At 72.4% G+C, this 23,483-nt stretch carries 19 protein-coding genes; 9 read left to right on the top strand and 10 right to left on the bottom strand.

What is annotated here, in order from left to right; translation table 11 throughout:
- Positions 1–44: 44 nt before the first annotated feature.
- From BJ975_RS11210 to nudC, 3 genes are read left to right on the top strand one after another with little or no spacing between them, the layout of a single operon-like run.
- Positions 45–3,227 (top strand): ATP-dependent helicase, encoded by a 3,183-nt coding sequence (locus BJ975_RS11210; protein WP_179425901.1) that lies wholly within the window; start codon positions 45–47, stop codon positions 3,225–3,227.
- A complete protein-coding gene (locus tag BJ975_RS11205; RefSeq protein WP_179425899.1) occupies positions 3,224–6,352 on the top strand; it encodes a UvrD-helicase domain-containing protein in 3,129 nt (1,042 codons plus the stop codon). Before BJ975_RS11210 ends, BJ975_RS11205 begins: the two co-directional genes overlap by 4 nt.
- A 3-nt stretch (positions 6,353–6,355) precedes the next feature.
- On the top strand, positions 6,356–7,219 hold the full coding sequence (gene nudC, locus BJ975_RS11200) for an NAD(+) diphosphatase (RefSeq protein ID WP_179425896.1): 864 nt from the start codon (positions 6,356–6,358) through the stop codon (positions 7,217–7,219).
- 56 nt (positions 7,220–7,275) lie between these two features.
- Here the strand turns inward: nudC and BJ975_RS16985 are convergent, their stop codons facing one another.
- The 3 genes from BJ975_RS16985 to BJ975_RS11190 are packed head-to-tail and all read right to left on the bottom strand — an operon-like array spanning position 7,276 to position 8,062.
- Entirely contained in the window at positions 7,276–7,410 is a 135-nt protein-coding gene (locus tag BJ975_RS16985; protein ID WP_263280662.1) for a hypothetical protein, read from the bottom strand.
- Positions 7,411–7,452: 42 nt separating this feature from the next.
- Positions 7,453–7,767 (bottom strand): hypothetical protein, encoded by a 315-nt coding sequence (locus BJ975_RS11195; RefSeq protein WP_179425894.1) that lies wholly within the window; start codon positions 7,765–7,767, stop codon positions 7,453–7,455.
- 49 nt (positions 7,768–7,816) lie between these two features.
- The gene (locus tag BJ975_RS11190) at positions 7,817–8,062 is read right to left on the bottom strand and encodes a mycoredoxin (RefSeq protein WP_179425892.1); all 246 of its coding nucleotides are present in this window, start codon (positions 8,060–8,062) and stop codon (positions 7,817–7,819) included.
- Positions 8,063–8,213: 151 nt separating this feature from the next.
- Here BJ975_RS11190 and BJ975_RS11185 point away from each other — a divergent pair, with 151 nt between their 5' ends.
- Positions 8,214–10,205 (top strand): ATP-dependent helicase, encoded by a 1,992-nt coding sequence (locus BJ975_RS11185; RefSeq protein ID WP_179425890.1) that lies wholly within the window; start codon positions 8,214–8,216, stop codon positions 10,203–10,205.
- Between the two features lie 3 nt (positions 10,206–10,208).
- Here BJ975_RS11185 and BJ975_RS11180 read toward each other — a convergent pair whose 3' ends face one another.
- The 3 genes from BJ975_RS11180 to BJ975_RS11170 form a co-directional block, all read right to left on the bottom strand.
- Complete coding sequence (locus BJ975_RS11180; RefSeq protein ID WP_269305691.1) at positions 10,209–11,570, bottom strand: ABC1 kinase family protein; 1,362 nt, start codon at positions 11,568–11,570, stop codon at positions 10,209–10,211.
- A gap of 36 nt (positions 11,571–11,606) precedes the next feature.
- Complete coding sequence (locus BJ975_RS11175; RefSeq protein ID WP_179425888.1) at positions 11,607–12,398, bottom strand: hypothetical protein; 792 nt, start codon at positions 12,396–12,398, stop codon at positions 11,607–11,609.
- Between the two features lie 96 nt (positions 12,399–12,494).
- Positions 12,495–12,653, bottom strand: coding sequence for a DUF5679 domain-containing protein (locus tag BJ975_RS11170; RefSeq protein WP_179425886.1), 159 nt, complete (start codon positions 12,651–12,653; stop codon positions 12,495–12,497).
- Positions 12,654–12,944: 291 nt separating this feature from the next.
- On the opposite strand from BJ975_RS11170, the gene BJ975_RS11165 reads away from it, so the two are divergent.
- Complete coding sequence (locus BJ975_RS11165) at positions 12,945–13,451, top strand: M48 metallopeptidase family protein (RefSeq protein WP_179425884.1); 507 nt, start codon at positions 12,945–12,947, stop codon at positions 13,449–13,451.
- On the opposite strand, the gene BJ975_RS11160 is transcribed toward BJ975_RS11165, so the two are convergent.
- Together BJ975_RS11160 and BJ975_RS11155 are read right to left on the bottom strand one after the other, a co-directional pair.
- Positions 13,375–13,947, bottom strand: coding sequence for an NUDIX hydrolase (locus tag BJ975_RS11160; RefSeq protein ID WP_179425882.1), 573 nt, complete (start codon positions 13,945–13,947; stop codon positions 13,375–13,377). The genes BJ975_RS11165 and BJ975_RS11160 overlap by 77 nt on opposite strands.
- Positions 13,944–15,248, bottom strand: a complete 1,305-nt coding sequence (locus BJ975_RS11155; RefSeq protein WP_179425880.1) for a zinc-dependent metalloprotease — start codon at positions 15,246–15,248, stop codon at positions 13,944–13,946. The genes BJ975_RS11160 and BJ975_RS11155 overlap by 4 nt, the downstream gene beginning before the upstream one ends.
- A gap of 68 nt (positions 15,249–15,316) precedes the next feature.
- Here BJ975_RS11155 and BJ975_RS11150 point away from each other — a divergent pair, with 68 nt between their 5' ends.
- The 3 genes from BJ975_RS11150 (at position 15,317) to BJ975_RS11140 (ending at position 19,897) form a co-directional block, all read left to right on the top strand.
- A complete protein-coding gene (locus tag BJ975_RS11150) occupies positions 15,317–16,387 on the top strand; it encodes a YlbL family protein (RefSeq protein ID WP_179425878.1) in 1,071 nt (356 codons plus the stop codon).
- Positions 16,380–16,925, top strand: a complete 546-nt coding sequence (locus tag BJ975_RS11145; RefSeq protein WP_218845860.1) for a PPA1309 family protein — start codon at positions 16,380–16,382, stop codon at positions 16,923–16,925. The genes BJ975_RS11150 and BJ975_RS11145 overlap by 8 nt, the downstream gene beginning before the upstream one ends.
- Positions 16,926–17,062: 137 nt before the next feature.
- Positions 17,063–19,897, top strand: a complete 2,835-nt coding sequence (locus tag BJ975_RS11140; RefSeq protein WP_269305703.1) for a UPF0182 family membrane protein — start codon at positions 17,063–17,065, stop codon at positions 19,895–19,897.
- A gap of 19 nt (positions 19,898–19,916) precedes the next feature.
- Here BJ975_RS11140 and BJ975_RS11135 read toward each other — a convergent pair whose 3' ends face one another.
- Entirely contained in the window at positions 19,917–20,384 is a 468-nt protein-coding gene (locus BJ975_RS11135; RefSeq protein WP_179425874.1) for an aminoacyl-tRNA deacylase, read from the bottom strand.
- A gap of 19 nt (positions 20,385–20,403) precedes the next feature.
- Positions 20,404–22,119 (bottom strand): ubiquinone-dependent pyruvate dehydrogenase, encoded by a 1,716-nt coding sequence (gene poxB, locus BJ975_RS11130; RefSeq protein ID WP_179425872.1) that lies wholly within the window; start codon positions 22,117–22,119, stop codon positions 20,404–20,406.
- 399 nt (positions 22,120–22,518) lie between these two features.
- On the opposite strand from poxB, the gene BJ975_RS11125 reads away from it, so the two are divergent.
- The gene (locus BJ975_RS11125; protein ID WP_179425870.1) at positions 22,519–23,475 is read left to right on the top strand and encodes a TerC family protein; all 957 of its coding nucleotides are present in this window, start codon (positions 22,519–22,521) and stop codon (positions 23,473–23,475) included.
- The last annotated feature ends 8 nt before the right edge of the window (positions 23,476–23,483 follow it).

Raw genomic sequence — 23,483 nt, 5'->3', positions numbered from 1 at the left:
CCCGGCTCCCGAGGACTGTCGGCGGGGTCTGGTTCCATGGGCGTGTGCCACCCGAGTTCGTCCTGCAGCGGCCCGAGCCCGTGCGCGCCGACGCGCCCGCGCTCGACGCGTCGCAGCGCTCCGTCGTCGACCACCGCGGCGGCCCGCTGCTGGTCCTCGCGGGGCCCGGAACGGGCAAGACCACCACGCTGGTCGAGGTCGTGGTCGACCGCATCGAGTCGGGCGAGCTCACTCCCGACCAGATCCTTGTCCTGACCTTCAGCCGCAAGGCCGCCGGCGAGCTGCGCGACCGCATCGGGCGCCGGCTGTCGGCGACGTCGGGCACGGTTCCGGCGATGACCTTCCACGCGTTCTGCTACGCCCTCGTGCGCGAGTTCAGCGACCCCGAGGCCTTCGCCGCACCGCCCGAGCTGATGACCGCGCCCACGCGCGACGCGGTGGTCGCCGACCTGCTCGGCGGGCACGACGCGTCGTCCTGGCCCGCGTCGCTGCGCGAGGCGCTCGGCACCCGCGGCCTCGCGGCCGAGCTCCAGTCGTTCATGGCCGCCGCGGTCACCCGGGGTCTCGGTCCCGACGACCTGCGTGCCCTCGCCGCCACGCGCGAGCGGCCGGAGTGGGCCCGCGTCGCCGACGCGATCGAGGAGTACCACCAGGTCATCGACTTCCAGAACCGCACGGACTACACCGACCTCGTCACGCGTGCCGCCGCCATCGCGGGCGACCTCGACCACCGCCGCGCGCTGCGCGATCGGTACCGCCTCGTGGTCGTGGACGAGTACCAGGACACCGATCCGCTCCAGGTGCGGCTGCTGCACGACCTCGCCGGCGACGGTCGCGACCTCGTGGTGGTCGGCGACCACGACCAGGCCATCTACGGCTTCCGCGGCGCCGATCCGAGTGCGATCACGCGGTTCCCCCAGCAGTTCGGCGCTGCCGACCGGCCGGCCCCCACGGTCGCCCTCACCACCACGCGTCGCTTCGGACCGCGGATCCTCGCCGCGGCCGGAGTCGCACTGGGCAGCCCGCCGGTCCCGCCCGGGCTCGACGCACGCGCTGCCGGCCAGCACCGCAACCTGCACTCGGCCGCCCGTGAGGAGGGCCGGGTCGAGGTCGTCACCTACGCCTCCGCCACGGCCGAGGCCGAGCACATCGCCGGGGTGCTGCGCCGCGCCCACCTCGACGACGGTCTGGCGTGGTCCGACATGGCCGTCCTCGTGCGCACGGGCGCCGACCTCACGCGTCTCCAGCGCGTCCTGGGTCCGGCGGGTGTGCCGGTCGAGGTCGCGGGCGACGAGGTCCCCCTCGTCGCCCAGCCGTCCGTCCGCACCCTGCTGCTGGCGCTCGAGGCCGCCGACCGGATCGCGCGCGAGGAGCCGCTCGACCCCGAGATGGCCGAGGCCCTGCTGACGGGTCCGCTCGCGGGGCTCGACGGACCCGCGATGCGCCGGCTCGGACGCGCGTTGCGCCGCCGCGACCCCGAGACGCCCTCGAGCGACCTCGTGGCCGCCTCCCTGCACGACCCCACCGCACTGGGCGTCGACACCTCCGACCCCTCCACCGCCGACGCGGTCGGCGCCGCCCGCGACCTCGCGGCGCTGCTGGGGCGTGCCGCGGCCGTCCTGCGCCGTGGTGAGCCGCCCGAGCAGGCGCTGTGGCTGCTGTGGGACGGCACTCGCTGGCCCGCGCGCCTGCGCGAGCAGTGGGGCACCGTCGAGGGCCGCGTCCACGCCGACCGCGACCTCGACGCCGTGTGCGCGCTGTTCCGGCACGCGGCGCGCGCCGAGGAGGGCGGTCGTCGTCGCGACACCGTGAACTTCGTCGCCGAGCTGCGCGCCCAGCAGATCCCGGCCGACCAGCTCGAGACCAGCGCCGCGCGACCCGACGCGGTCCGACTGATGACCGCGCACCGCTCGAAGGGCCTCGAGTGGCCGCTCGTCGTCGTCGCCGGCGTCCAGGCCGACCGCTGGCCCGACCTGAGGTCGCGCGGCAGCCTGCTCCGCTCGGAGCACCTCGACGGGCCGGTCGGCCCCGGCGCCCGGGGCGAGCAGCTGCGCGAGGAGCGCCGGCTGTTCTACGTCGCGTGCACCCGCGCCACCAGCCGCCTCGTCGTCACCGCCGTGCAGACGCCCACCGACGACGGCGACCAGCCCTCGCGCTTCGTCACCGAGCTGATCGCCGCGGGCTTCGGGGTCGATGCCGACCTGCCGCTGGGCCGTCCCGCCCGTCCCGTCTCGCTGCGCGGCGTCGTGGCCGAGCTGCGCCGCATCGGCGAGCAGTCCGACGACGAGACCGTGCGCGACGAGGCCGCCGCGATGCTCGCCGAGATCGTGCGCGCCGACCTCGCCCTCACGCGCGCCGCCGACCCCGCCCGCTGGTGGGGCCTGGCCGAGCCCACGCAGGCCGAGTCGCCGTGGCGCCCGGCGGACCAGCCGCTCGCTCTGTCGGGCTCGGCGGTCGAGGGGATCACGGCGTGCTCGCTGCGCTGGTTCCTCGGACGCGAGGCGCACGGCGAGTCCGCGTCCACCTCGGCGCAGGGCTTCGGGTCGATCGTCCACGCCCTCGCGGCCGACGTCGTCCAGCGCGGCGTCGAGCCCGACGAGATCGCGATGGCGGCACGCCTCGACGAGGTCTGGCACCGGCTCGACCACCAGGCGGCCTGGCTGGGCGAGCGCGAGCGGCAGGCCGCGCACGAGACCCTCACCCGCTTCGCGCGCTGGCACCGCGCCAACCCGCGCACGCCGCTCGCGGCCGAGCACGCCTTCACCACCACGCTCGTCGTGGGCGGCGAGGAGGTGCTGCTGCGCGGCTCGATGGACCGGGTCGAGATCGACGCCCAGGGCCACGTCCACGTCGTCGACTTCAAGACCAGCCGCAACGCCCCCGGCCCGCGCAAGATCGCCGAGCACGCACAGCTGGGGATCTACCAGGTGGCCGTCGAGCACGGCGCCGTCGCGTCGCTGGGCGTCGAGGAGGCCCGCTCCGGCGGCGCCGAGCTGGTCCAGCTGCGCACCCCCGCCGGTGCGAAGGACCCCGACTCGCCGAAGGTGCAGCCGCAGGCCCCGCCCGCGCCCGACGAGGCGTTCTTCGCCCTCGACCTGCTGGCCGAGTCCGCGCGCGCGGTCCGCGACGAGCGCCTCGTGGCCCGCCCGAACGACCATTGCGGCTTCTGCGACTTCCGCACGCTGTGTCCCGTGCTCACCGGTCCCACGATCGGAGGTGCCGAGTGACGCCGCTCGTGCGCGACACCGACCACCTGCGCGAGGTGCTCGGCATCCCCTTCAGCGAGGCGCAGCTGGCCGCGATCACCGCCGACCCGGCGCAGCCGCAGGCGATCATCGCGGGCGCCGGTGCCGGCAAGACCGCCGTGATGGCCGCACGCGTCGTGTGGCTCGTGGGCCACCTCGGCTACGCCCCCGACCGGCTGCTGGGACTGACCTTCACGTCGAAGGCCGCGGCCGAGCTGGCCGGCCGCGTGCGCGAGTCGCTCGAGCTCGTCGGCGACTTCTCCGAGTTCGGCGAGCCGACCGTCTCCACCTACCACGCGTTCGCCGGCACCCTCATCGCCGAGCACGGCCTGCGGATGGGGATCGAGCCCGACCTGCGCGTGCTCGCCGACGCCACGCGCTTCCAGATCGCCGCCCGCACCGCCCGGCGTCACGAGGGCCCGCTGCGCCACGTCTCGGCGTGGCTGCCCACCGTCATCGGCGATCTCCTCGAGCTCGACGGCCAGCTGTCGGAGCACCTCGTCACCACCGACGAGCTGCGGGAGTTCGACCGCGCCACGATCGAGCGCGCCCAGTCCGCCGAGAAGCAGCTCAAGTGGCACGAGGAGATCGTCGCGGCCTGCCTCAAGCGCGACGAGCTGGCCGACCTCGTCGACGAGTACCGCGCCGCCAAGGCCGACGCGGGGGTCATGGACTTCTCCGACCAGATGGCCTGGGGCGCCCAGCTGGCCACCCTGCCCGAGGTCCAGCAGGTCCTGCGCGAGCGCTTCGACGTCGTCCTGCTCGACGAGTACCAGGACACCTCGGTGGCCCAGCGCGACCTGCTGCAGGCCCTGTTCGCGGGCCGGCCCATCAGCGCCGTCGGCGACCCGGCCCAGGGCATCTACGGCTGGCGCGGCGCCGCCTCGGGCAACCTCACGGCGTTCCTCGACGACTTCCCGGGCGCCGGCGGCGCGAAGGGACGGCTGTTCAGCCTCGACGTCACCCGCCGGTGCGCGCCCGAGATCATCGACCTCGCCGGCCACGTCGCCCGCGACTACTACGGCTCGCCGGGCGTCGCCGAGATCGTCACGCCACTGAAGGCCGCGCCCGAGAATCCGTCGGGCGAGGTGTCGGTCGCGCTGCACCAGGGCGTCGCCGAGGAGATCGAGGCGCTCGTGGACCTCGTGGTCGACTCGGTCGAGCGCGGCACCGAGCGTCGTGAGATCGCCGTCCTGGTGCGCACCACCAACGAGAACCCCGAGATCGTGCGGGCACTGCGCTCGCGGGGCCTGCCCGTCGAGATCGTGGGCCTCACCGGCCTGCTCCAGCAGCCCGAGGTCGTCGACGTGCTGTCGGTGCTGGCCGTCCTCGACGACGTCACGGCCAACCCCGCCGTCCTTCGCCTGCTCACCGGCGTGCGCTGGCGGATCGGCGAGCGCGACCTCGCCCTGCTGGGCCGTCGCGCCGCCGAGCTCGGCCGCCAGTGGCGCGACGGGGGAGACGTCGACGCCAGCGACCCCGACGCGCTGCTGCAGGCGGCGCTCGACGAGGCCACCACCGGCGTCGACCCCACCGAGATCGTGTCGCTGGCCGAGGCGATCGAGGACCCGGGCGACGCCGCCTACTCCGACGAGGCGCGCTCGCGGTTCGCCGACCTCGCCGCGATGCTGCGACGACTGCGCCGTCACGCGCACGAGCCGCTGCTCGACCTCGCCCGCCGCGTCGTCACCGAGCTCGACCTCGACGTCGAGCTGCCGGTCGCGGGCGTGCCCACCGACAACCTCGCGCTGCTGATCGACGCGATCGGCGACTACGCCCAGCACGACCGCTACGCCTCGCTGCCGGGCCTGCTGGCGCACCTCGACGCCGAACGCGAGTACAACGAGGGCATGGAGCTCAGCGCTCCGTCCGACGCCGACTCGATCAAGCTGCTGACGATCCACCGTGCGAAGGGCTTGGAGTTCGAGGAGGTCTTCGTGCCCTTCGTCTCGGGCACCGTCTTCCCTTCCGGTCGCGGGCGCTCGCGCTGGCCCACGGTCGCCAAGGCGCTCCCGGCACCGCTGCGCGGCGACGTCGCGTTCGTCCCGCAGGTCGCCGAGTTCACCAGCCCGGCGAAGAAGGCGTTCGAGGAGGACACCCGCCGTGACGCGCTGATGGAGGAGATCCGGCTGGCCTACGTGGCGTTCACGCGCGCCAAGCGGCGCCTGCACGTCAGTGGCCACCGCTGGGGCCGCACCCAGCTGAGGCCGCGCGCCGAGTCGCAGTTCCTCGTCGACGTCCGCGACTGGCTCGCCGAGCACGGGAGCGACCCCGTGGTGTGGGCCGAGGCGCCCGTCGACGACGACCAGAACCCGCACCTGGTCGACCAGACCGTCCCGTGGCCGGTCGCGCTGACCTCGTTCGACCGCCGCCGCGAGCTCGCCGCCGCCGTCCGGCGCCATCTCGACGCGGAGGAGGCGCCTCCGGTCGAGGGCGACGAGCGCCTCGCCGAGCTGCGCACCGACCTCGACCTGCTGCTGGAGGAGGCCCGGGCCCGCGCCGAGAGAGCCATCCACGTCGAGCTCCCGGCCTCGCTGTCGGCCACGTCCGTCCTCGCGCTGGCCGAGGACGAGGAGGCGTTCGTCCGGGCGCTGGCACGGCCGATGCCGCGCCAGCCCTCGGCGGCGGCCCGCTTCGGCACGCGGTTCCACGCCTGGATCGAGGCTCGGTACGGCCAGCAGACGCTGCTCGACCCCGACGAGCTCCCGGGCCGCGGCGACGCCGAGGTGATGGACGAGTCCGACCTCGAGGCGCTCAAGGAGGCCTTCGAGTCCGGACCGTTCGCCGGACGCGAGCCCGTCGCGATCGAGGCGCCGTTCACGCTGCGCCTCGGCGGGCAGCAGGTGATCGGCCGGATCGACGCCGTCTTCGCCACCGAGCTCGCCGACGGCACGGCCGGCTTCGAAGTGGTCGACTGGAAGACCAACCGCACGCCCGACGCCGACCCGCTCCAACTCGCGCTCTACCGCCTCGCGTGGGCCGAGATGCACGACCTCGACCCGCGTCTGGTCGTGGGCACGTTCCACTACGTCCGCCTCGGTCGGTCGCACACGTTCGACGACCTGCCCGAGCGTGCGGCGCTCGAGACGCGGCTCGGGTTACGGTGAGGCGTGGATTTCGCGTTCGAACGGGCCCGGCACGACCGAGCGGGAAACCTGCGAGGCAGCGATGAGCTGTGGCGGACCCCCGACACGCGGGTGCTGGTCCTGGGCGGCGAGCACGTGGCCACGATCGACGGGCCCGCGCTGCGCTGGGTGCCGGTCGACGAGGCGCCCGACGGCGAGTGGATCCTGCTCGGCGACCAGAACGGCACGCGTCACGCGGCCGTGGCGGTGCAGCGGGTCCCGCGCGAGCTGAATCCGGTCAGCGTCCGGGTGCTGGCGCCGCTGCTCGACCCCGACGAGCTCTCCCTGGCGATCCACGCGGTGGGGCTGGCGCGCTGGCTGCAGTCGCACACCTACTGCTCGCGCTGCGGCGAGTACCTCTACAGCGCCCAGGCGGGCCACCTGCGCGTCTGCCCGTCGTGCGGAACCGAGCACTACCCGCGCACGGATCCCGCCGTGATCATGCTGGTCACCGACGCCGACGACCGCGCCCTGCTGGCGCGGAACCCGAACTGGCCCGAGGGTCGCTTCTCCACGCTCGCGGGCTTCGTCGAGCCGGGGGAGACGCTCGAGGACGCGGTGCGCCGCGAGGTGGCCGAGGAGGTCGGCGTGCAGGTGGAGCGGGCGAGCTACCTCGGCAGTCAGCCGTGGCCGTTCCCGCAGAGCCTCATGCTCGGATTCAACGCCGTCGCCGAGACCACCGAGCTCGTGCTCGACCCCAAGGAGATCGCCGAGGCCCGCTGGTTCAACCGGGAGGAGCTGCTCGCGGCGGTCGAGTCCGAGCAGGTCGTGCTGCCGCCGCCGAAGGTCTCGATCTCGCGCTGGCTCGTCGAGCAGTGGTACGGCGGCGAGCTCCCCGGCGCCTGGTAGGCGCCGGCCGGCCTCGAGAAGTGACCAGCGGCGCGCCGAGAGCTCGTTCCCAGCACTTACCGCGGCAGGCCCGACGCGTCGTAGAGTTCCTCGCCGTCTAACCGCGGGTCGGCCGCGAGTTCCTGGATCTGTTCGATGCGCCTACGACGCGCGGTCTCGTCGTCGAGGTGTGCTTCTTCGGTCCGCGCCATGATGACGTCCTATCGTCGAACACTGACGTCGCGCCACAGGACTCAGTAGATCGGGCGTTCCGAGCGGTTCGAATCCTCGGCGAGCATCAGGATGCCTGAGACGAGGTTGCAGAACAGCAGGGTGCAGACGGCCAGGGCGGTGTGCTTCTGACGATCCCTCGCGCCGCGGTGGATGTTGATCGTCATCGGGATGAACCACGCGGCCGCGATGATGCCGAGTCCGCACGTGCCCACGACGACGAGGCCCAGGACCACCCAATTGATGATGGCCGCCGCTTGGTACATCCCGCTCGGAGCGGGCTGCGGCACGTAGCCGTAGCCGTAGGCGGGCGGGGGGAGCTGCGGAGGCTGGGTCACGGCGCGAGGCTACCGGCCGCGGGTCGCCCTCGCGGGCGCTTCTGAGAACTCAGACCCCGAGCTGGGCCTTCACCTGCGCGACCGAGGGGTTCGTGAGGGCGGTGCCGTCGGCGAAGACGAGCGTGGGGACGGTCTGGTTGCCGCCGTTGGCCTGCTTGACGATCAGGGCCGCGTCCGGATCCTGCTCGATGTCGACCTCGGTGAACTCGATGCCCTCGCGCTGCAGCTGCGACTTGAGGCGGTGGCAGTAGCCGCACCATGGCGTGGAGTACAGGACGAACGATGCGTCGGACATCGGGACCCTCTCGGTCGATCGATTGCTTCTGTCATGGTCAACGTGCCCGTCGATCGTCCCATTCCCCGGCGGCCTGTGTGCGACCGCCGATCGTGTCGCCGGGCGCGGCTACGCTGGTCGCTGCCCACCCCCGCACACGATCTGGGAGACCATGTCTGACGCCGACGACCTGCTCAACGGACTCGACCCCGAGCAGCGAGAGGTCGCGACCACGCTGAGGGGCCCGCTGTGCGTCATCGCGGGCGCCGGCACCGGCAAGACCCGGGCCATCACCCACCGCATCGCCTACGGCACCGCCACGGGCGTCTACAAGCCCACCGAGGTCCTCGCCGTCACGTTCACGGTCAAGGCGGCGGGTGAGATGCGCGAGCGGCTGCGCACGCTGGGCGCCGCGGGCGTGCAGGCGCGCACGTTCCACTCCGCCGCGCTACGCCAGGCGCGCTACTTCTGGCCGCGCGTCTACGGCACCGAGTTCCCGCAGATCCTCGAGTCCAAGTTCGCCTTCGTCGCCGAGGCCACGCGACAGGTGGGCGTGCGCGCCGACCAGGCGCTGCTGCGCGACCTCTCGGCCGAGGTCGAGTGGGCCAAGGTGTCCAACGTCCGCCCCGACGACTACGGCGCCGAGGCGATCCGCCGCCAGCGCACGGTGGGCGACATCGACCCGGGCGAGGTCGGCGCCGTCCTGCGCGCCTACGAGCAGGTCAAGCGCGACCGCGGCCGGATCGACATGGAGGACATCCTGCTCATCACCGCCGCGATCCTCGCCGACGATCCGGCCATCGCGGCCGAGATCCGCCGGCAGTACAAGTGGTTCGTCGTCGACGAGTTCCAGGACGTCAACCCGCTCCAGTCCACGCTGCTCGACCTGTGGCTCGGCGGGCGCGACGAGGTGTGCGTGGTCGGCGACCCGCGCCAGACGATCTACACGTTCGCCGGCGCCTCGGCCACGATCCTCGGCGACTTCACCACGCGCCGGTTCCCCGACGCTCCCCGCATCGAGCTCGTGCGCAACTACCGCTCCACGCCCCAGATCGTCGCCGCCGCCAACGAGGTGTTCGCCGGGCGCGGCCCCTCGGTCACGCTCGGCGTGCGGCTGCAGTCGCAGAACTCGCCCGGCCCCGCCGTCGACTACCGCCCGTTCGCCGACGAGCCCGCCGAGGCCGACGCGATCGCCGACCGCATCGTCGCGCTGCACCGCCAGGGCGTGCCCTACCGCGAGATGGCGGTGCTCTACCGGATCAACGCCCAGTCCGAGGTCTACGAGGAGGCGCTCGGCCGCCTCCAGATCCCGTACTCGATGCGCGGCGGCACGGGCTTCTTCCAGCGGCCCGAGGTGCGTCAGGCGGTCACCCTGCTGCGCGGGTCGGCCCACGCGGGCGAGGGCTCGGGCTCGCTGGCCGACGACGTCCGGGCCGTGCTCGCGGCGATGGACTTCTCCGAGACCCCGCCGGAGGGACGCGGCGCCGTCCGCGACCGCTGGGAGTCGCTGCAGGCGATCCACACGATGGCTGCCGACCTGGCGCAGGAGCAGCCACAGGCCGACCTCGCCGCCCTCGTCGCCGACCTCGACCGCCGGGCCGACCAGGCGCACGCCCCGTCCACCGACGGCGTCACGCTGTCCACCTTCCACGCGGCCAAGGGCCTGGAGTGGGACGCCGTCTTCCTCGCCGGCGCCCAGGAGGGCACGCTGCCGTACGTCGCCACGATGGACGACCCGGCCTCGGTCGAGGAGGAGCGTCGGCTGTTCTACGTCGGCCTCACCCGCGCCCGGCGCCACCTCATGGTGTCGTGGTCGGCCGCGCGCAAGGCCGGGGGCCAGGCGCGCCGCAAGCCCAGTCGCTTCCTCGACCGCCTCCTGCCCGAGGAGGTCCAGGTCTCGCGCGCGCCCCAGCGCAAGGTCAAGCTGCCCACCCCCGATCTCGACTACGACGAGGCGCTGTTCGAGCGTCTGCGCGCGTGGCGCAAGGAGGTCTCGCAGGAGGAGAGCAAGCCGGCGTTCACCGTCTTCAACGACGCCACCCTCAAGGCCATCGCGGCGCTGCGACCCAGCAGCGGAGACCAGCTCCTGCAGGTCTCGGGCGTCGGCCAGTCCAAGCTGGAGAAGTACGGCGACGACGTGCTGGCCGTGGTGGCCGGCTCCTGAGGCTCAGGCGGCGTCGAAGCCCGGCAGCGCCTCGGCCACGATCCCGCGGAAGCGCGCGGTGGCGCCCAGCTGGCACAGCACGCCCACGCCGCCGGCCCACACGCGGTGGATCAGCAGGTAGCTCGGCGGCACGGTGAGCTTGAGCGCCGTGCCCATGCCCTCCGCGCCCGGTGACGACAGACGCTGCCCCTGGCGGCGCAGCCAGTCGCGGTCGAACGTGAACGCCTCGACCGCCACGGGCTCCACGATCGGACCGAGGTAGCGGCCCAGCACGTCGGGGTCGACGGTGCTGCCCTGGCGCACGAAGCCCTCGCGGCGCAGCCCCTCGGCCACCGTGACGTAGTCGCCGTCGGCGGCGGCCCGCAGCAGCGGACCCATCGGCGCGGGCAGTCCGTCGGGCAGTCGTGCCACGGCACCGTAGTCCACCACGCCGAGTCGCCCGTCGGGCAGCACGCGGAAGTTGCCCGGGTGCGGGTCGGCGTGCAGGAGCCCGGCACGCGCCGGTCCCTCGAACAGGAAGCGCACGTAGGTCTCGCCCAGCCGGTCGCGCTCCTCGGGTGTGCCGTCGGTGATGACGTCGGCCAGCGAGCGGTCGCCGGGCAGCCACGTGGTCACCAGGGCGCGCTCGGTGTGCGCGAGCGGTCGGGGCACGACGATGTTCGGGTCGTTCGCGAACGCCTCGGCGAAGCGGGCCTGGGCGTCGGCCTCGAGGGAGTAGTCGAGCTCCTCGGCGACACGCTCCTGCAGCTCGCGCACCAGCGCCTTCACGTCGACGCCCGGCATCATCGTGCCGAGCAGGCGTGCCAGCCGGCCGATCTGGCGCAGGTCGGAGTTCAGCGCCTCGGCGGCCCCGGGGTACTGCAGCTTGACCGCGACCTCGACAGGCTCGGCGCCCGGCTCGGCGACGAAGCCGCTGCGGTGCACCTGGCCGATCGAGGCGGCGGCGGCCGGCGTCATCTCGAAGTCGGGGAAGCGCTCGGGCCAGTCGGCGCCGAACTCGCGCTCCATGACGCGCCTGACGGTGGGCGAGCCCATGGGCGGCGCCGCGTCCTGCAGCTTCGTCAACGCCTCGCGGTACGGGGCGATGACCTCCTCGGGGAGCGCGGCCTCGAAGATGCTCAGCGCCTGGCCGAACTTCATCGCGCCGCCCTTGAGCTGGCCGAGGACGGAGAACACCTGGTCGGCGGTGCGGCGCTGGACGTCGGTCATCACCGCGGCGGCGGGGGCGCCGACGAGTCTGCGGCCGATGCCCCAGGTCGTACGAGCCGCGAAGCCGGCGGGAAGGCTGGCCAGGCGGGCCCCGCGTCGCAGGGCACTGCCGGTCAGGGGAGTGTCGGGAGCGTCGTCCGGGTCGGTGTCGGCCACGTGGTCAGGATAGTGGCGCCCGCCGCATCCGACCGGTCACGCGGCGAGCAGCCGGCACGCGCACTCGGTCGCGAACGGCACGTCCTCGACCTCGGGGGCGTCGTGCGGAGAGGCCACCGACACGACCCGCCCGAGCGCCGGCGGACGGGTGCCGTCCCGCAGGCAGTCGACCTGGTGCAGCACCTCGGCGGTCGCGCGGAACAGCACGCCCGGCGCCAGCCCGCACGCGAGCAGGCGTCCTCGCTCGAACTGGGGGACGAGGGCCCGCCACCCCGGGTCCGCTGCGGAGCGGTGCGCGTCGTGACAGCCCAGGCAGGGCGTGACGCCGGGCACGACGAGCGGCCCGATCCGCACGCGTCGCTCGTCGAGGACGACCGGCAGGTGGGCGACCCCCGCGCCGACGAGGTGCTCCACGGTCGAGCGGCCGGGCTCGCCCGCGCTGAGGAGGATCTCGAGCTCGGGCTCGGCGGTCGCCGATCCGAGGGAGTCGATCAGCAGCGCGGCGACGTCGGGTGTGGACCGGTCGTGGCGCACGGCCACGCGCGGACGGGGAGGTGCCGGGACGGGATCGACGACGGCACCCGCGGCACGGAGTTCGCGCAGCGTGGCGTGGAGATCGTCGGCGAACTCGGGCACGTCGCGCGCCACGAGGTCGGCGAGGACGGGCAGCGGCAGCGAGCCGTCGAGGAGGCGCAGCACGCGCGCCAGGCCCGGCCGGTCGCGGACGGGGACACCGGGGCTGGTGCCGATCTGGAGCGTGCGGGCATCGCGACGCAGCAGCAGGGCGCCCGGAAGGAGTCGAGGACCGCGGATCGGGGTGGGCGCCATCGGGCCATCGTGGCCCAGGTCAGCGGACGCGCGCCCGAGCGATCCACAGGGGAGGGGAGCGGCGGTGGGGGCGGCGGTCCGCCCCCACCGCGATGCTCAGGCCTTGCCGAGGATGCGGTTGAGCTTCGTCCCGCACACGGGGCACACACCCTTGGCCATGCGGGTGCCCTTCTCGCTGACCTGGACTTCGCCACTGGTCTCGCGCTTGTCCTTGCACTTCACGCAGTAGAACTCGCCGGTCCATGTCTCCGCCATAGCGGCCTCCTTGCCGATGTGTGCCGCCCAATGTGGCACAGGTCACGATCAGCCTAGGCGCAAATCGGCGCAAAGAGGCGGCAAGCAAGGGCGAAGCCCCACCCGGCGCGCCTTCCCCTTGCGCGTCGGAGCGGGGCTTCGACTGCGCTCAAGGTAGGCCGACTCCCGGGGCTCGGTCAATGGGTATGTCGGATCTCTGTCCACCGCCTGTGGATGAACCTGTGCACATCGTGTGGGGAACGCCGACGGAGGGTGTGGGGTTCGTGTGGACAGCCGTCTACCTTGGTGTCCATGCCCCGGATCGAGGTGCGCCGCAGCGCCCGCAGGACCCGCACCGTCTCGGCGCGCCGGGAGGGCGATCTGACGATCGTGATGATCCCCGCGACCATGTCCGCCCGCGAGGAGCGACGCGCCGTCGACGAGATGGTCGCGAAGCTCGACGCGCGCGAGCGGAGCCGTCGGGCGCCGCGCTCCGACGAGGCGCTCGCCCGTCGCGCGGCCGAGCTGGCCGCCCGCTACGTGCCCGAGGCTCCCGAGCCCGCGTCGGTCCGCTGGGTCACCAACCAGAACACGCGGTGGGGCTCCTGCACGCCGGTGGACCGCACGATCCGGCTGTCGCACCGGCTCCAGGACATGCCGGACCACGTCGTCGACGCCGTGCTGGTGCACGAGCTCACCCACCTCGTCGTCTCGGGCCACGGCCCGCGGTTCGACGCGATCGTCAGGCGACACCCGCGGATGGACGAGGCGATGGGGTTCCTCGAAGGCGTGACCTGGCAGCGTCGACGAGAGCCCTGACCGAGTCGTCGGTCGGCTCGGGCAGCGCGTCGAGCGCGAACCAGCGCACGTCGTCGGACTCGTCCGAGCACTGCGGCTCGGCGCCCGCGGGCGCGACCGCCACGAACTGCACGTCGAGGTGGTGGCCGCCCTCGTGGCAGCGCACGGGGTGGCGCGACAGCAGCACCGGCTCGGGATCGATCGTGAGGCCGGCGATGCCGGTCTCCTCCTCGGCCTCGCGGCGGGCCGCATCGGCGAGCGACGGGTCGCCGGCCTCGCAGTGACCGCCCGTCTGCAGCCAGCGGCCGAACTTCGGGTGCAGCACCAGGGCCACACGGTCGTGCTCGGCCGAGACGACGAGGGCGCTCGCGGTCACGTGGTCGGGCGCGCAGGCGCGCGCTCCTGGCTCGTCATGCGCACCGGCGTACGCGGCGAAGAGGACGCGCAGGTGGTCCTGGTCGCCCGACGGCGCCGACCACTGCTCGAGGACGTCGCGGATGTCCGCGGTCAGGCTCACGCGCGGTCGTCGGGGGTGTCGTCCGCGTCGCCGGAGTCGTCGGACGACAGCAGCTCCTGCAGGGCGGCGTCGAAGTCGGCATCGCTCAGCTCGGCGGTCTGCCGCTCGCAGAAGCCCAGCGGGTCGTCGAGGTCGGCCGACGTCGGCAGCAGGTCGGGGTGACTCCACACGGCGTCACGCGCCTCGGCGCCCCGGCGGTCACGCAGCGCCGACCACAGGTTGGCGGCGTCGCGCAGGCGGCGGGGCCGCAGCTCGAGGCCGACGAGCGAGGCGAACGTGTCCTCGGCGGGGCCGCCGGTGGCGCGACGGCGACGCATCGCCTCCGACAGCGCGGGAGCGGCGGGCATGACGCCGGCGGTGGCCTGGGCGACGACCTCGTCGACCCAGCCCTCGATGAGGGCCAGCAGCAGCTCGAGGCGCTCCTTGGCGCGCTCCTGCTCGGGCGTGGGCGCGGGGTCGAACAGTCCGCCGGAGAGGGCCTCCTGCATCGCCTCGGGGTTGCCGGGATCGATCGAGCGCATCTGCTCCTCGATCGAGCCGACGTCGATGCGGATGCCGCGGGCGAAGTCCTCGATCGCGCCGAGCACGGCGCCGCGCAGCCACGTGGCGTGCGCGTAGAGACGACGGTGGGCGGCCTCGCGCAGCATCACGTAGAGCAGCACGTCGGCCTGGCTGGCCTCGAGGTCGGTCGCGAACGCCGAGACGTTGTGCGGCAGCACGGCCGCGGTGTGCTCGGGACCGAGCGGCAGCCCGACCTCGGTGGAGGAGAGCACCTCGGTGGCGAGGGCCCCGATGGCCGAGCCGATCTGCTGGCCGAACATCGCGCCACCGGCCTGGTTGAGCATGCCCAGCAGCGGGCCGGCCATCGCCTTCGCCTCGGGCGGCATCGCGTCGGCCATGGAGGACACGACGTGCTGCGCCACGGGCTCGACCATGACCTGCCAGGTGGGCATCGTGTGCTCGACCCACTCGGCGCGGCTCCACGCCAGCGCGGAAGTGGCGGCGGCGGGCACGTCGGTGGCCTTGTCGAGCCACATCTCGGCCAGTCGGCCGGCGTCGGCGACGGCACCGGCCTGGCCGCTGTGGGGGCTCGGGTCCTCGCCCTCGGCGGCGACCGCGTGGCGGGCCACGTCGGCGGCGAGCTGGTAGTTGACGGTGCCCTCGTGCGGCTCGAACATCCGCTGCATCTGGGACATCATCTGGTTGAGGTCGAACTGACCTGCGCCCAGCTGTCCGAACAGGCCCTCCAGGGGCGTGCCCTTGAAGGGGTTCTGGGGGTCCTCGCGCGGTTCCTCGGCCATGGAGCCAGCCTAGGCGCTCCGTCCTGAGGCGTGCCCCGGCGTTTCCCGCCCGGCTCTAGGGTGTCGGTGTGTCATCTCCGCTGCGCCTGAGCCGCCGCACCCTCACCCTCTCCGTGGGCCTGTCCGTCGTGACGGTGCTGACGTGCCTCGTGGCGTTCCTGCCGGTGCCCTTCGTGACGATGCGGCCCGGGCCGGTGTTCAACACGCTCGGCGAGCTGGACGGCACCCCGATGCTCACGTTCGGTGACGACGTGCGCACCTATCCCACCGACGGGCGCCTCGACTTCACGACCGTCTCGGTCACCCGCGCCGAGTCGCGGATGTCGCTGGCCGGCGCGATCGAGGGCTGGCTCGACCCCGACGTCAACGTCGTCCCGCACGACTTCGTCTACCCCGACCACCAGACGAACGAGCAGTCCACGGCCGAGGGAGCCGCGCAGCTGGCCAGCTCGCAGGACGCCTCGCGCGCCGCCGCGCTGCGAGCCGCGGGGATCACGGTCCCCGAGGTGCCGAAGGTGTCGGCCGTCGTCGAGGACGGTCCCGCGCAGGGCAGGCTCGAGGTCGACGACCTCATCCTCACCGTGGACGGCGAGAAGGTCGCCACGCAGGAGTCCGTCGGCCAGGCGGTCGGCGACCGCGAGCCGGGTGACGACGTCACGATCGGCTACCGGCGCGACGGCAAGGACGGCACCGTCACGATCCGCACCACCGCGATGGACGACGACCCCGACCAGGCGCGCGTCGGCATCGCCGTGGGCTCGACGTTCGAGTTCCCGATCGACATCGAGAACCACATCGGCGACCGCGTCGGCGGCCCGAGCGCCGGCACGATGTTCGCGCTGGCGATCTACGACTCGCTCACGCCCGGCGCCCTGACCGGCGGGCAGAACGTGGCCGGAACGGGCACGATCGATCCCGAGGGCACCGTCGGCTCGATCGGCGGCGTCCGCCAGAAGATGGCCGGGGCTGCCGAGGCCGGGGCCGACATCTTCCTCGTGCCGGCGGCCAACTGCCGCGAGGCGGCCGAGGGGGACGACTTCGGCATGACGTTGGTCAAGGTGGCCACGCTGCAGGACGCGATCGATGCGCTGGGCACGCTCGCGAAGGACCCGAAGGCGAAGGTGGCGAGCTGTGAGTGATCCGAAGCTGACCGTGACCGGTGGCGGCATGGGGGAGGACTCGCCCGTCCGCCAGGCCGCGCTCGAGGTCGAGGCCCACGTGAACGACGGTGGCTGGGACCAGCCGCCGCGGCTGTTCGCCCTCGTGCTGACGGGCGACCTGCTCGCCGCGCAGCCCGAGCTGGCCGACGAGCTGGGCGCCCCCGACTCGTACACGCCGATCGAGCAGGAGCTGCCCGCCGACCGCCAGGTCGAGGACCTGCTGGCCGAGATCGGCTGGCCCGAGGAGGTCGCCGGCTGTGCCGTCGTGGTGGAGCGGCTGACGCTGCCCGCCGAGGCCGAGGACGACCTCCCGGACGACCCGGCCGCCGCCGCGGAGTTCGCCGCGCAGCACCCCGACCGCCAGGAGATGCGCATCGTCGCGGCGGTGCTGCGCGAGGGCGCGGCACACGTCGCGGTGCGCCCGAGGGCACCCGAGGACGCGCCGCTGATCGAGGGCCCGGACCTCGTCCCCGGGCTGACCGACCTGGTCGCCGGGACGCTCGCGGACGACGCGTGAGTCCGCGGTTCTTCCACACCCCGTAGGCTTGCGCCACCAGACCCACACTGCTGTGAGCCAGGAGCACCGTGAGCGACATCTTCGGATCGACACCCCCTCGACGCGAGCCTGAACCGCGTTCCGACCGCGGGCGGAGGGTGCTGATCCCGACCATCGTCACGCTGGCGGCCCTGCTGGTCCTGGGCTCGCTGTTCGTGAGCCTGTGGACCGAGCGGCTCTGGTACGGCTCGGTCGACTTCCAGGGCGTCTTCACCACCGTCCTGCTGACGCGCTCGGCGCTCTTCGTGGTGTTCGCCCTGTTCGGCGCGCTCGTCGTGGGCGCCAACGTCTGGCTCGCGCACCGCAACCGGCCGAACCCGCTGGGCCTGCGACGCGACGACCCCGCCGCCCGTTACCGCATGGCGATCACGCCGATCGCGAAGTGGGCGCTGATCGCCGTCTCCGCCTTCGTCGGCTTCTTCTCCGGCATCATCGGCAGCAGCCGCTGGGAGACCTTCCAGCTGTGGCGCAACGGCGAGCCGTTCGGCACGAAGGACCCGCACTTCGGCAAGGACGTGGGCTTCTACGTCTTCGACATGCCGTGGCTGCAGTTCATCGTCTCGTTCGTGTTCGCGCTGCTGCTGATCTCGGCCATCGCGGTGGTCTTCGTCCACTACGTCTTCGGCGGCATTCGCCTGGGCAACAAGGGCCCGAGCTTCAGCCGCGCCGCGCAGGTGCAGGTCGCGGTCCTCGTCGGCCTCGCGATGCTCGTGCGCGCCGCCAACTACTGGCTCGACCGCTACGCGCTGTCCTACGACACGTCGGGTCTGTTCGACGGCATCACCTACACCGCCGCCAACGCCGAGATCCCCGCCAAGAACATCCTCATGGTCGTGGCGATCCTCTGCGCCCTGATGTTCTTCTCCACGATCTTCCTGCGCTCGTGGACCCTGCCCGCGCTGGGCCTGGGCCTGTGGTTCCTGACGTCGCTGCTGATCGGTGCCGCCTGGCCCGCGATCATGCAGCAGTTCCAGGTCAACCCGTCCGAGCCCGACCGCGAGGGCCCGTATCTGGAGAAGAACATCGACGGCACGCGCGAGGCGTTCGGCGTCGCCGACGTCGAGACGGCCGACTACTCGGCCAAGACCGAGCTGACGCCGCAGGAGCTCAACGCGTCGGCCGAGTCGCGCGTCAGCACCCGACTGCTCGACCCCACGCTCATCTCGCCGGCGTTCCAGCAGCTGCAGCAGGTGCGCGGCTACTACACGGTGCAGAGCACGCTCGACGTCGACCGCTACGCGATCGGCGACGACCCGCAGCCGCAGGACGTCATCATCGCGGCGCGCGAGGTCGACCTCGACGGCCTGCAGTCCACGCAGCGCACGTGGTCGAACGACCACACCGTCTACACCCACGGCTACGGCGTGATCGCCGCGTACGGCAACAAGCGTGGCTCCCAGGGCGAGCCCGTGTGGGTCGCGAAGGACATCCCGCCCACCGGCGAGCTGGAGTTCGAGAAGGCCCCGCGGATCTACTTCGGCGAGAAGTCGCCGTCGTACTCGATCGTGGGCCGTCCCGACGGCGCCAACCCGATCGAGGTCGACACGCCGCGCGGCGGCGGCTCCGACGAGGGCGACGGCACCGACGGCGACTCCACCGCCAACACGTACGACGGCAAGGGCGGCGTGGAGATGGGCTCGCTGTTCCGCCAGGTGCTCTACGCGTTCAAGTTCGCCGAGCCGAAGATCGTGCTGTCCGACCGCGTCAACAGCAACTCCAAGATCATCTACGACCGTCACCCGCGCGATCGCGTCCGCAAGGTGGCCCCGTGGCTGACGCTCGACGGCGACACCTACCCCGCGGTCGTCGACGGCCGGGTCGTGTGGATCGTCGACGGCTACACGACGAGCAACTCCTACCCCTACTCGGAGTCGCGCTCGCTCAACGAGGCCACGAGCGACACGCTGACCGACGGCGCCAGCCAGATCGCGCTGCCGACCGACCAGGTCAACTACATGCGCAACTCGGTCAAGGCGGTCGTCGACGCCTACGACGGCACCGTGAAGCTCTACGAGTGGGACACCGAGGACCCGATCCTCAAGACGTGGTCCAAGGTGTTCCCCGACGTCGTCGAGCCCAAGTCCGAGATCAGCGAGTCGCTGCTGCAGCACCTGCGCTACCCCGTGGACCTCTTCAAGGTGCAGCGTGACGTGCTCAGCCGCTACCACGTGACCAACGCCCAGACGTTCTACGAGGACGGCGAGCGCTGGAAGATCCCCGAGGACCCCTCGGCCTCTGGCAACACGAAGCAGCCGCCGTACTACCTCTCGATGAGCCGCCCCGGCGAGGAGGCCTCGCGCTTCAGCCTGACCAGCGTCTACCTGCCCAACAACCGGCAGAACCTGGCGTCGTTCATGAGCGTGAACTCCGAGGCGTCCGACACCGAGAACTACGGCAAGGTGCAGATCCTCGAGCTGCCGAGCGACACGCGCGTCGGCGGCCCGAACCAGATCGCGGCCCAGTTCGAGTCCGACGCCGGCGTGCGAGCGGCGCTGCTGCAGTACGAGCAGTCGCAGAACACGCGGATCCTGCGCGGCAACCTGCTGACCCTGCCGGTCGGCGGCGCCATGCTCTACGTGCAGCCGATCTACATCCAGCGCGTGGGCGAGGGCTCGTACCCGGTGCTCCAGCTCATCACCGCCACGTTCGGCGACGGCGTGGGCGTGGGCCAGACCCTCGACGAGGCGCTGCGCTCGGCGCTGGGTCTGGAGCCGAACGCCACGCCTCCGCCGGAGGAGCCGGCGCCGGACGGTGACGCCGGTGGCGATGCCGGCGGGGAGACGAAGACGGCCGAGCAGTACCTGGCCGACGCGTCGCGCTTCTACGACCAGGCGCAGGCCGCGCTCGAGGACGGCGACCTGGCCACGTACCAGGCTCGCATCGACTCGATGGCCGAGGCCCTCGAGGCCGCGCAGCGACTCCTCGGGGAGTGATCGCCGGCGCCCCCACCGCTCAGGCGGTGGGGGAGTCGGTGACGTCGGCCACCGTCGCGTCGAGCGCGGCGATCACGTCGGCGGCCTCCACGGTCACGGCGACGCCGTGCGCGCCGGCGCCGAGCGAGATCGTGCCCTGCACGGTCTCGTCCGCGATCACGGGCCAGGCGTGGCTCGCGCCGAACGGGGTGATGGTGCCGCGCTCGTAGCCGGTGGCCGCGAAGGCGTCCTCCGCCGGAGGCATCGAGAGCCGTGAGACGCCCAGCAGGCCGCGCAGCTTGGGCCAGCTGATCTGCCGGTCGCCGGGCACCAGGACGAACAGGTACTCGTCGCCGGAGCGGCGCACCACGAGCGTCTTGACGATGCGGTCGGGGTCGACCCCGCGTGCCGCGGCGGCCTCGGCGAGCGAGCCCACCTGCCCGTGACGGGTGACGGTGTGGGCGACGCCCGCGGCGTCCAGGGCGGCGATCGCGCGTTCCTCGCTCATGTGCCGAGCCTAGGTCCGTTCAGAGCACCTGGCGGAGGTTGGCCTTCGCGAGATCGACGATCTCGTCGCCGCGGCCGGACATCACCGTGCGCAGGGCGTAGAGCGAGAAGCCCTTCAGCTGCGACGCCTTGACCGACGGCGGGATCGTGACCTCCTGGCGCTCGGTGATCACGTTGACCAGCGCGGGACCGTCGTGCGCGAAGGCCTCCTCGAGCGCGGGAGCGAGGTCTTCCGACCGCTCGACGCGGGCGCCGTGCATGCCGATGGCCCGGGCGACCTCGGCGAAGTCAGGGTTGCGCAGTCCAGTGCCCCAGTTGACGAAGCCGGCGGCCTTCATCTCCAGCTCCACGAAGTTGAGCGAGCTGTTCTCGAAGACGACGACCTTCACCGGCAGCTCCTCCTGCACGAGCGTGATGAGCTCGCCGAGCATCATCGTCAGGCCACCGTCACCGGACAGCGCGACGACCTGGCGGCCCGGGTGCGCCGCCTGCACGCCGATCGCCTGCGAGACGGCGTTGGCCATCGAGCCGTGGCTGAACGAGCCGATCAGCCGGCGCCGGCCGTTCATGTGCAGGTAGCGCGCGGCCCACATGACGGGGGAGCCCACGTCGGGCAGGAAGACGGCGTCCTCGGCGGCCGCCTCGTCGATCGCGCGGGCGACGAACTGCGGGTGCTGGGCCCGCCCCTTCTTCACGGGGGTGGCGAGGTCGTCGAGCCTCTCGCGGGTCTTGAGGTAGTGCTGGCGCGAGTCCTCGAGGTGGTCGAGCTCGGACGTGCGGTTCAGCAGGGGCAGCAGCGCCTGCACCGTGTCGCGCACCGTGCCGACCAGGCCGAGGTCCACCGGGGTCCGTCGGCCGATCTGCTCGCCGCGCACGTCGACCTGGACGACCTTGGCCTTCGGCGGGAAGAAGTCGGGGTAGGGGAAGTCGGTGCCGAGCATGAGCAGGACGTCGCACGCCTCGATCGCGCGGTAGCCCGACGCGAAGCCGAGCAGGCCGGTCATGCCGACGTCGTACGGGTTCTCCCACTCGACGTGCTCCTTGCCGCGCAGCGCGTGCACGACCGGCGCGGCCAGGTGGTCGGCGATCGTGACGAGCTCGTCGTGGGCGCCCTCGCATCCGGCCCCGGCGAGGATCGTGACCTTCCCCTGGAGCAGGTGCGCCGCGCGCTGCAGCTCGGCGTCGGACGGGATGACGCGCGACTCGGACGGACGCAGCACGGTGATCGCGTCGTCCTGCGCCTCCATCAGCGCGATGTCGCCCGGGACCACCAGCACGGCCACGCCCTGCTTCTCGATCGCCGTCTGCATGGCGATGCGCATCATCCGCGGCATCTGCGAGGGGCTCGAGACGTGCTCGACGTAGACGCTGCACTCGCGGAACAGCTCCTGCGGGTGCGTCTCCTGGAAGTAGGTGGTGCCGATCTCGGAGGTCGGGATGTGCGCCGCGATGGCCAGCACGGGCACGCGCGAGCGGTTGGCGTCGTAGAGCCCGTTGATGAGGTGCAGGTTGCCCGGACCGCAGCTGCCGGCGCACACGGCGAGCCGTCCGGTGGTGGCCGCCTCGCCGGCCGCGGCGAACGCGGCGGCCTCCTCGTGGCGGACCTGGACCCACTCCACGCCCGACGTCCGCAGCGCGTCGGTGAAGCCGTTGAGGGAGTCGCCGGGGATGCCGTAGACCCGCTGGACGCCGTTGGCCTCGAGGGTGTCGACGATGTTCTTCGCGATGGTGGCCATGTCTCGACGCTAGGGCCGCGAGCGGGGTGCCACACCTCGAGGGGCGGCAGGTCTGGTCGATGGGAGGTAACCTGATCGGCAAGGAAGGGGAGTACTCCTCCACCGCGTGGTCGTCACTACGGCTCAGACCCGGCGCGCGGGGCCTTTGCGGGCTGGAGAAGACCTTCATCGTGCAACGACTCGATGGAGGCTCGTGATGAGTACGTCATACCTGAGATCCCCCGGTACGTCATGGTTCGCGCTGGACGGCGACCTCGGCGCCGTGGAGGCGATCGCCATCATCGGCGCGGTCGTCTGGGGCGGCGCAGTGGTGTGGATGGCGGTGGCCGACGTTCGTCGGTACCGCAGTCACCACGGGCGCCACCGCGCCCGGACGGGGCTCGACCGAGAGACGCACCGATGACCGAGATCAGCGGCGTCACCTGGGCCGTGACGATCGCGGTCATCGTCGGCTTGCTGACCCTGGACCTTGTCCGCGGGTGGCGCAAGCCGCACCACGTCGGGTTCCGCGAGGCGGCGGTGTGGTCGGCGTTCTACGTCGCCATCGCGATCGCCTTCGGCGTGTGGTTCACCTGGGCCTACGGCACGACGCTCGGCACCGAGTACTTCGCCGGCTACGTGCTGGAGAAGAGCCTCTCGGTGGACAACCTCTTCGTGTTCGTCGTCATCATGTCCACCTTCGCGGTCCCGGACCGGCACCAGCACAAGGTGCTCACGTTCGGCATCATCCTGGCCCTCGTGATGCGAGCGGCCTTCATCGTCGCCGGGGCGGCCCTGATCTCGCTGTTCTCCTTCATGTTCCTGCTGTTCGGCGTCCTGCTCATCTACACGGCCGTGCAGATGTACCGCCACCACGGCGAGGACCCCGACATCGAGAACCAGGCCGTGGTCAGGCTCGCCCGACGGTTCCTTCCCGTCACCGACGACTTCGTCGACGGCAAGATCGTCACACGGGTCGACGGGCGGACCATGGTGACCCCGATGCTGATCGTGCTCCTGGCGATCGGCAGCGTCGACCTGCTGTTCGCCCTGGACTCCATCCCGGCCGTCTTCGGGGTGACCCAGGAGCCGTACATCGTCTTCGTCGCCAACGCCTTCGCGCTGCTGGGTCTGCGGGCGCTGTACTTCCTGGTCAGCGGACTGCTGGACCGGCTCGTCTACCTCTCGACGGGGCTGTCGCTGATCCTGACCTTCATCGGCGTGAAGCTCATCCTGCACTGGGCGCACGTGGACGTGTCGGCCTCCGTCCCGGAGATCCCGACGTGGCTGAGCCTGATCGTGATCGCGGTCGTCCTGACCGTCGTGACGGTGGCCAGCCTGGTCAAGACGCGGCGCGACCGGGTGGTCACTCGATGACCGCTGGC

Origin of the sequence: Aeromicrobium tamlense, from assembly GCF_013408555.1 — a bacterium.
GTDB lineage: Bacteria > Actinomycetota > Actinomycetes > Propionibacteriales > Nocardioidaceae > Aeromicrobium > Aeromicrobium tamlense.
This window is presented reverse-complemented; position numbering and strand designations above follow the sequence as displayed.

Coding starts and splice junctions, on each gene's coding strand:
- BJ975_RS16985 (WP_263280662.1), bottom strand. CDS start 7,410: ATGGCGCGGACCGAAGAAGCACACCTCGACGACGAGACCGCGCGTCGT.
- BJ975_RS11155 (WP_179425880.1), bottom strand. CDS start 15,248: ATGGCCGAGGAACCGCGCGAGGACCCCCAGAACCCCTTCAAGGGCACG.
- poxB (WP_179425872.1), bottom strand. CDS start 22,119: ATGGCCACCATCGCGAAGAACATCGTCGACACCCTCGAGGCCAACGGC.
- BJ975_RS11135 (WP_179425874.1), bottom strand. CDS start 20,384: ATGAGCGAGGAACGCGCGATCGCCGCCCTGGACGCCGCGGGCGTCGCC.
- BJ975_RS11185 (WP_179425890.1), top strand. CDS start 8,214: ATGTCTGACGCCGACGACCTGCTCAACGGACTCGACCCCGAGCAGCGA.
- BJ975_RS11190 (WP_179425892.1), bottom strand. CDS start 8,062: ATGTCCGACGCATCGTTCGTCCTGTACTCCACGCCATGGTGCGGCTAC.
- BJ975_RS11125 (WP_179425870.1), top strand. CDS start 22,519: ATGACCGAGATCAGCGGCGTCACCTGGGCCGTGACGATCGCGGTCATC.
- BJ975_RS11165 (WP_179425884.1), top strand. CDS start 12,945: ATGCCCCGGATCGAGGTGCGCCGCAGCGCCCGCAGGACCCGCACCGTC.
- BJ975_RS11170 (WP_179425886.1), bottom strand. CDS start 12,653: ATGGCGGAGACATGGACCGGCGAGTTCTACTGCGTGAAGTGCAAGGAC.
- BJ975_RS11175 (WP_179425888.1), bottom strand. CDS start 12,398: ATGGCGCCCACCCCGATCCGCGGTCCTCGACTCCTTCCGGGCGCCCTG.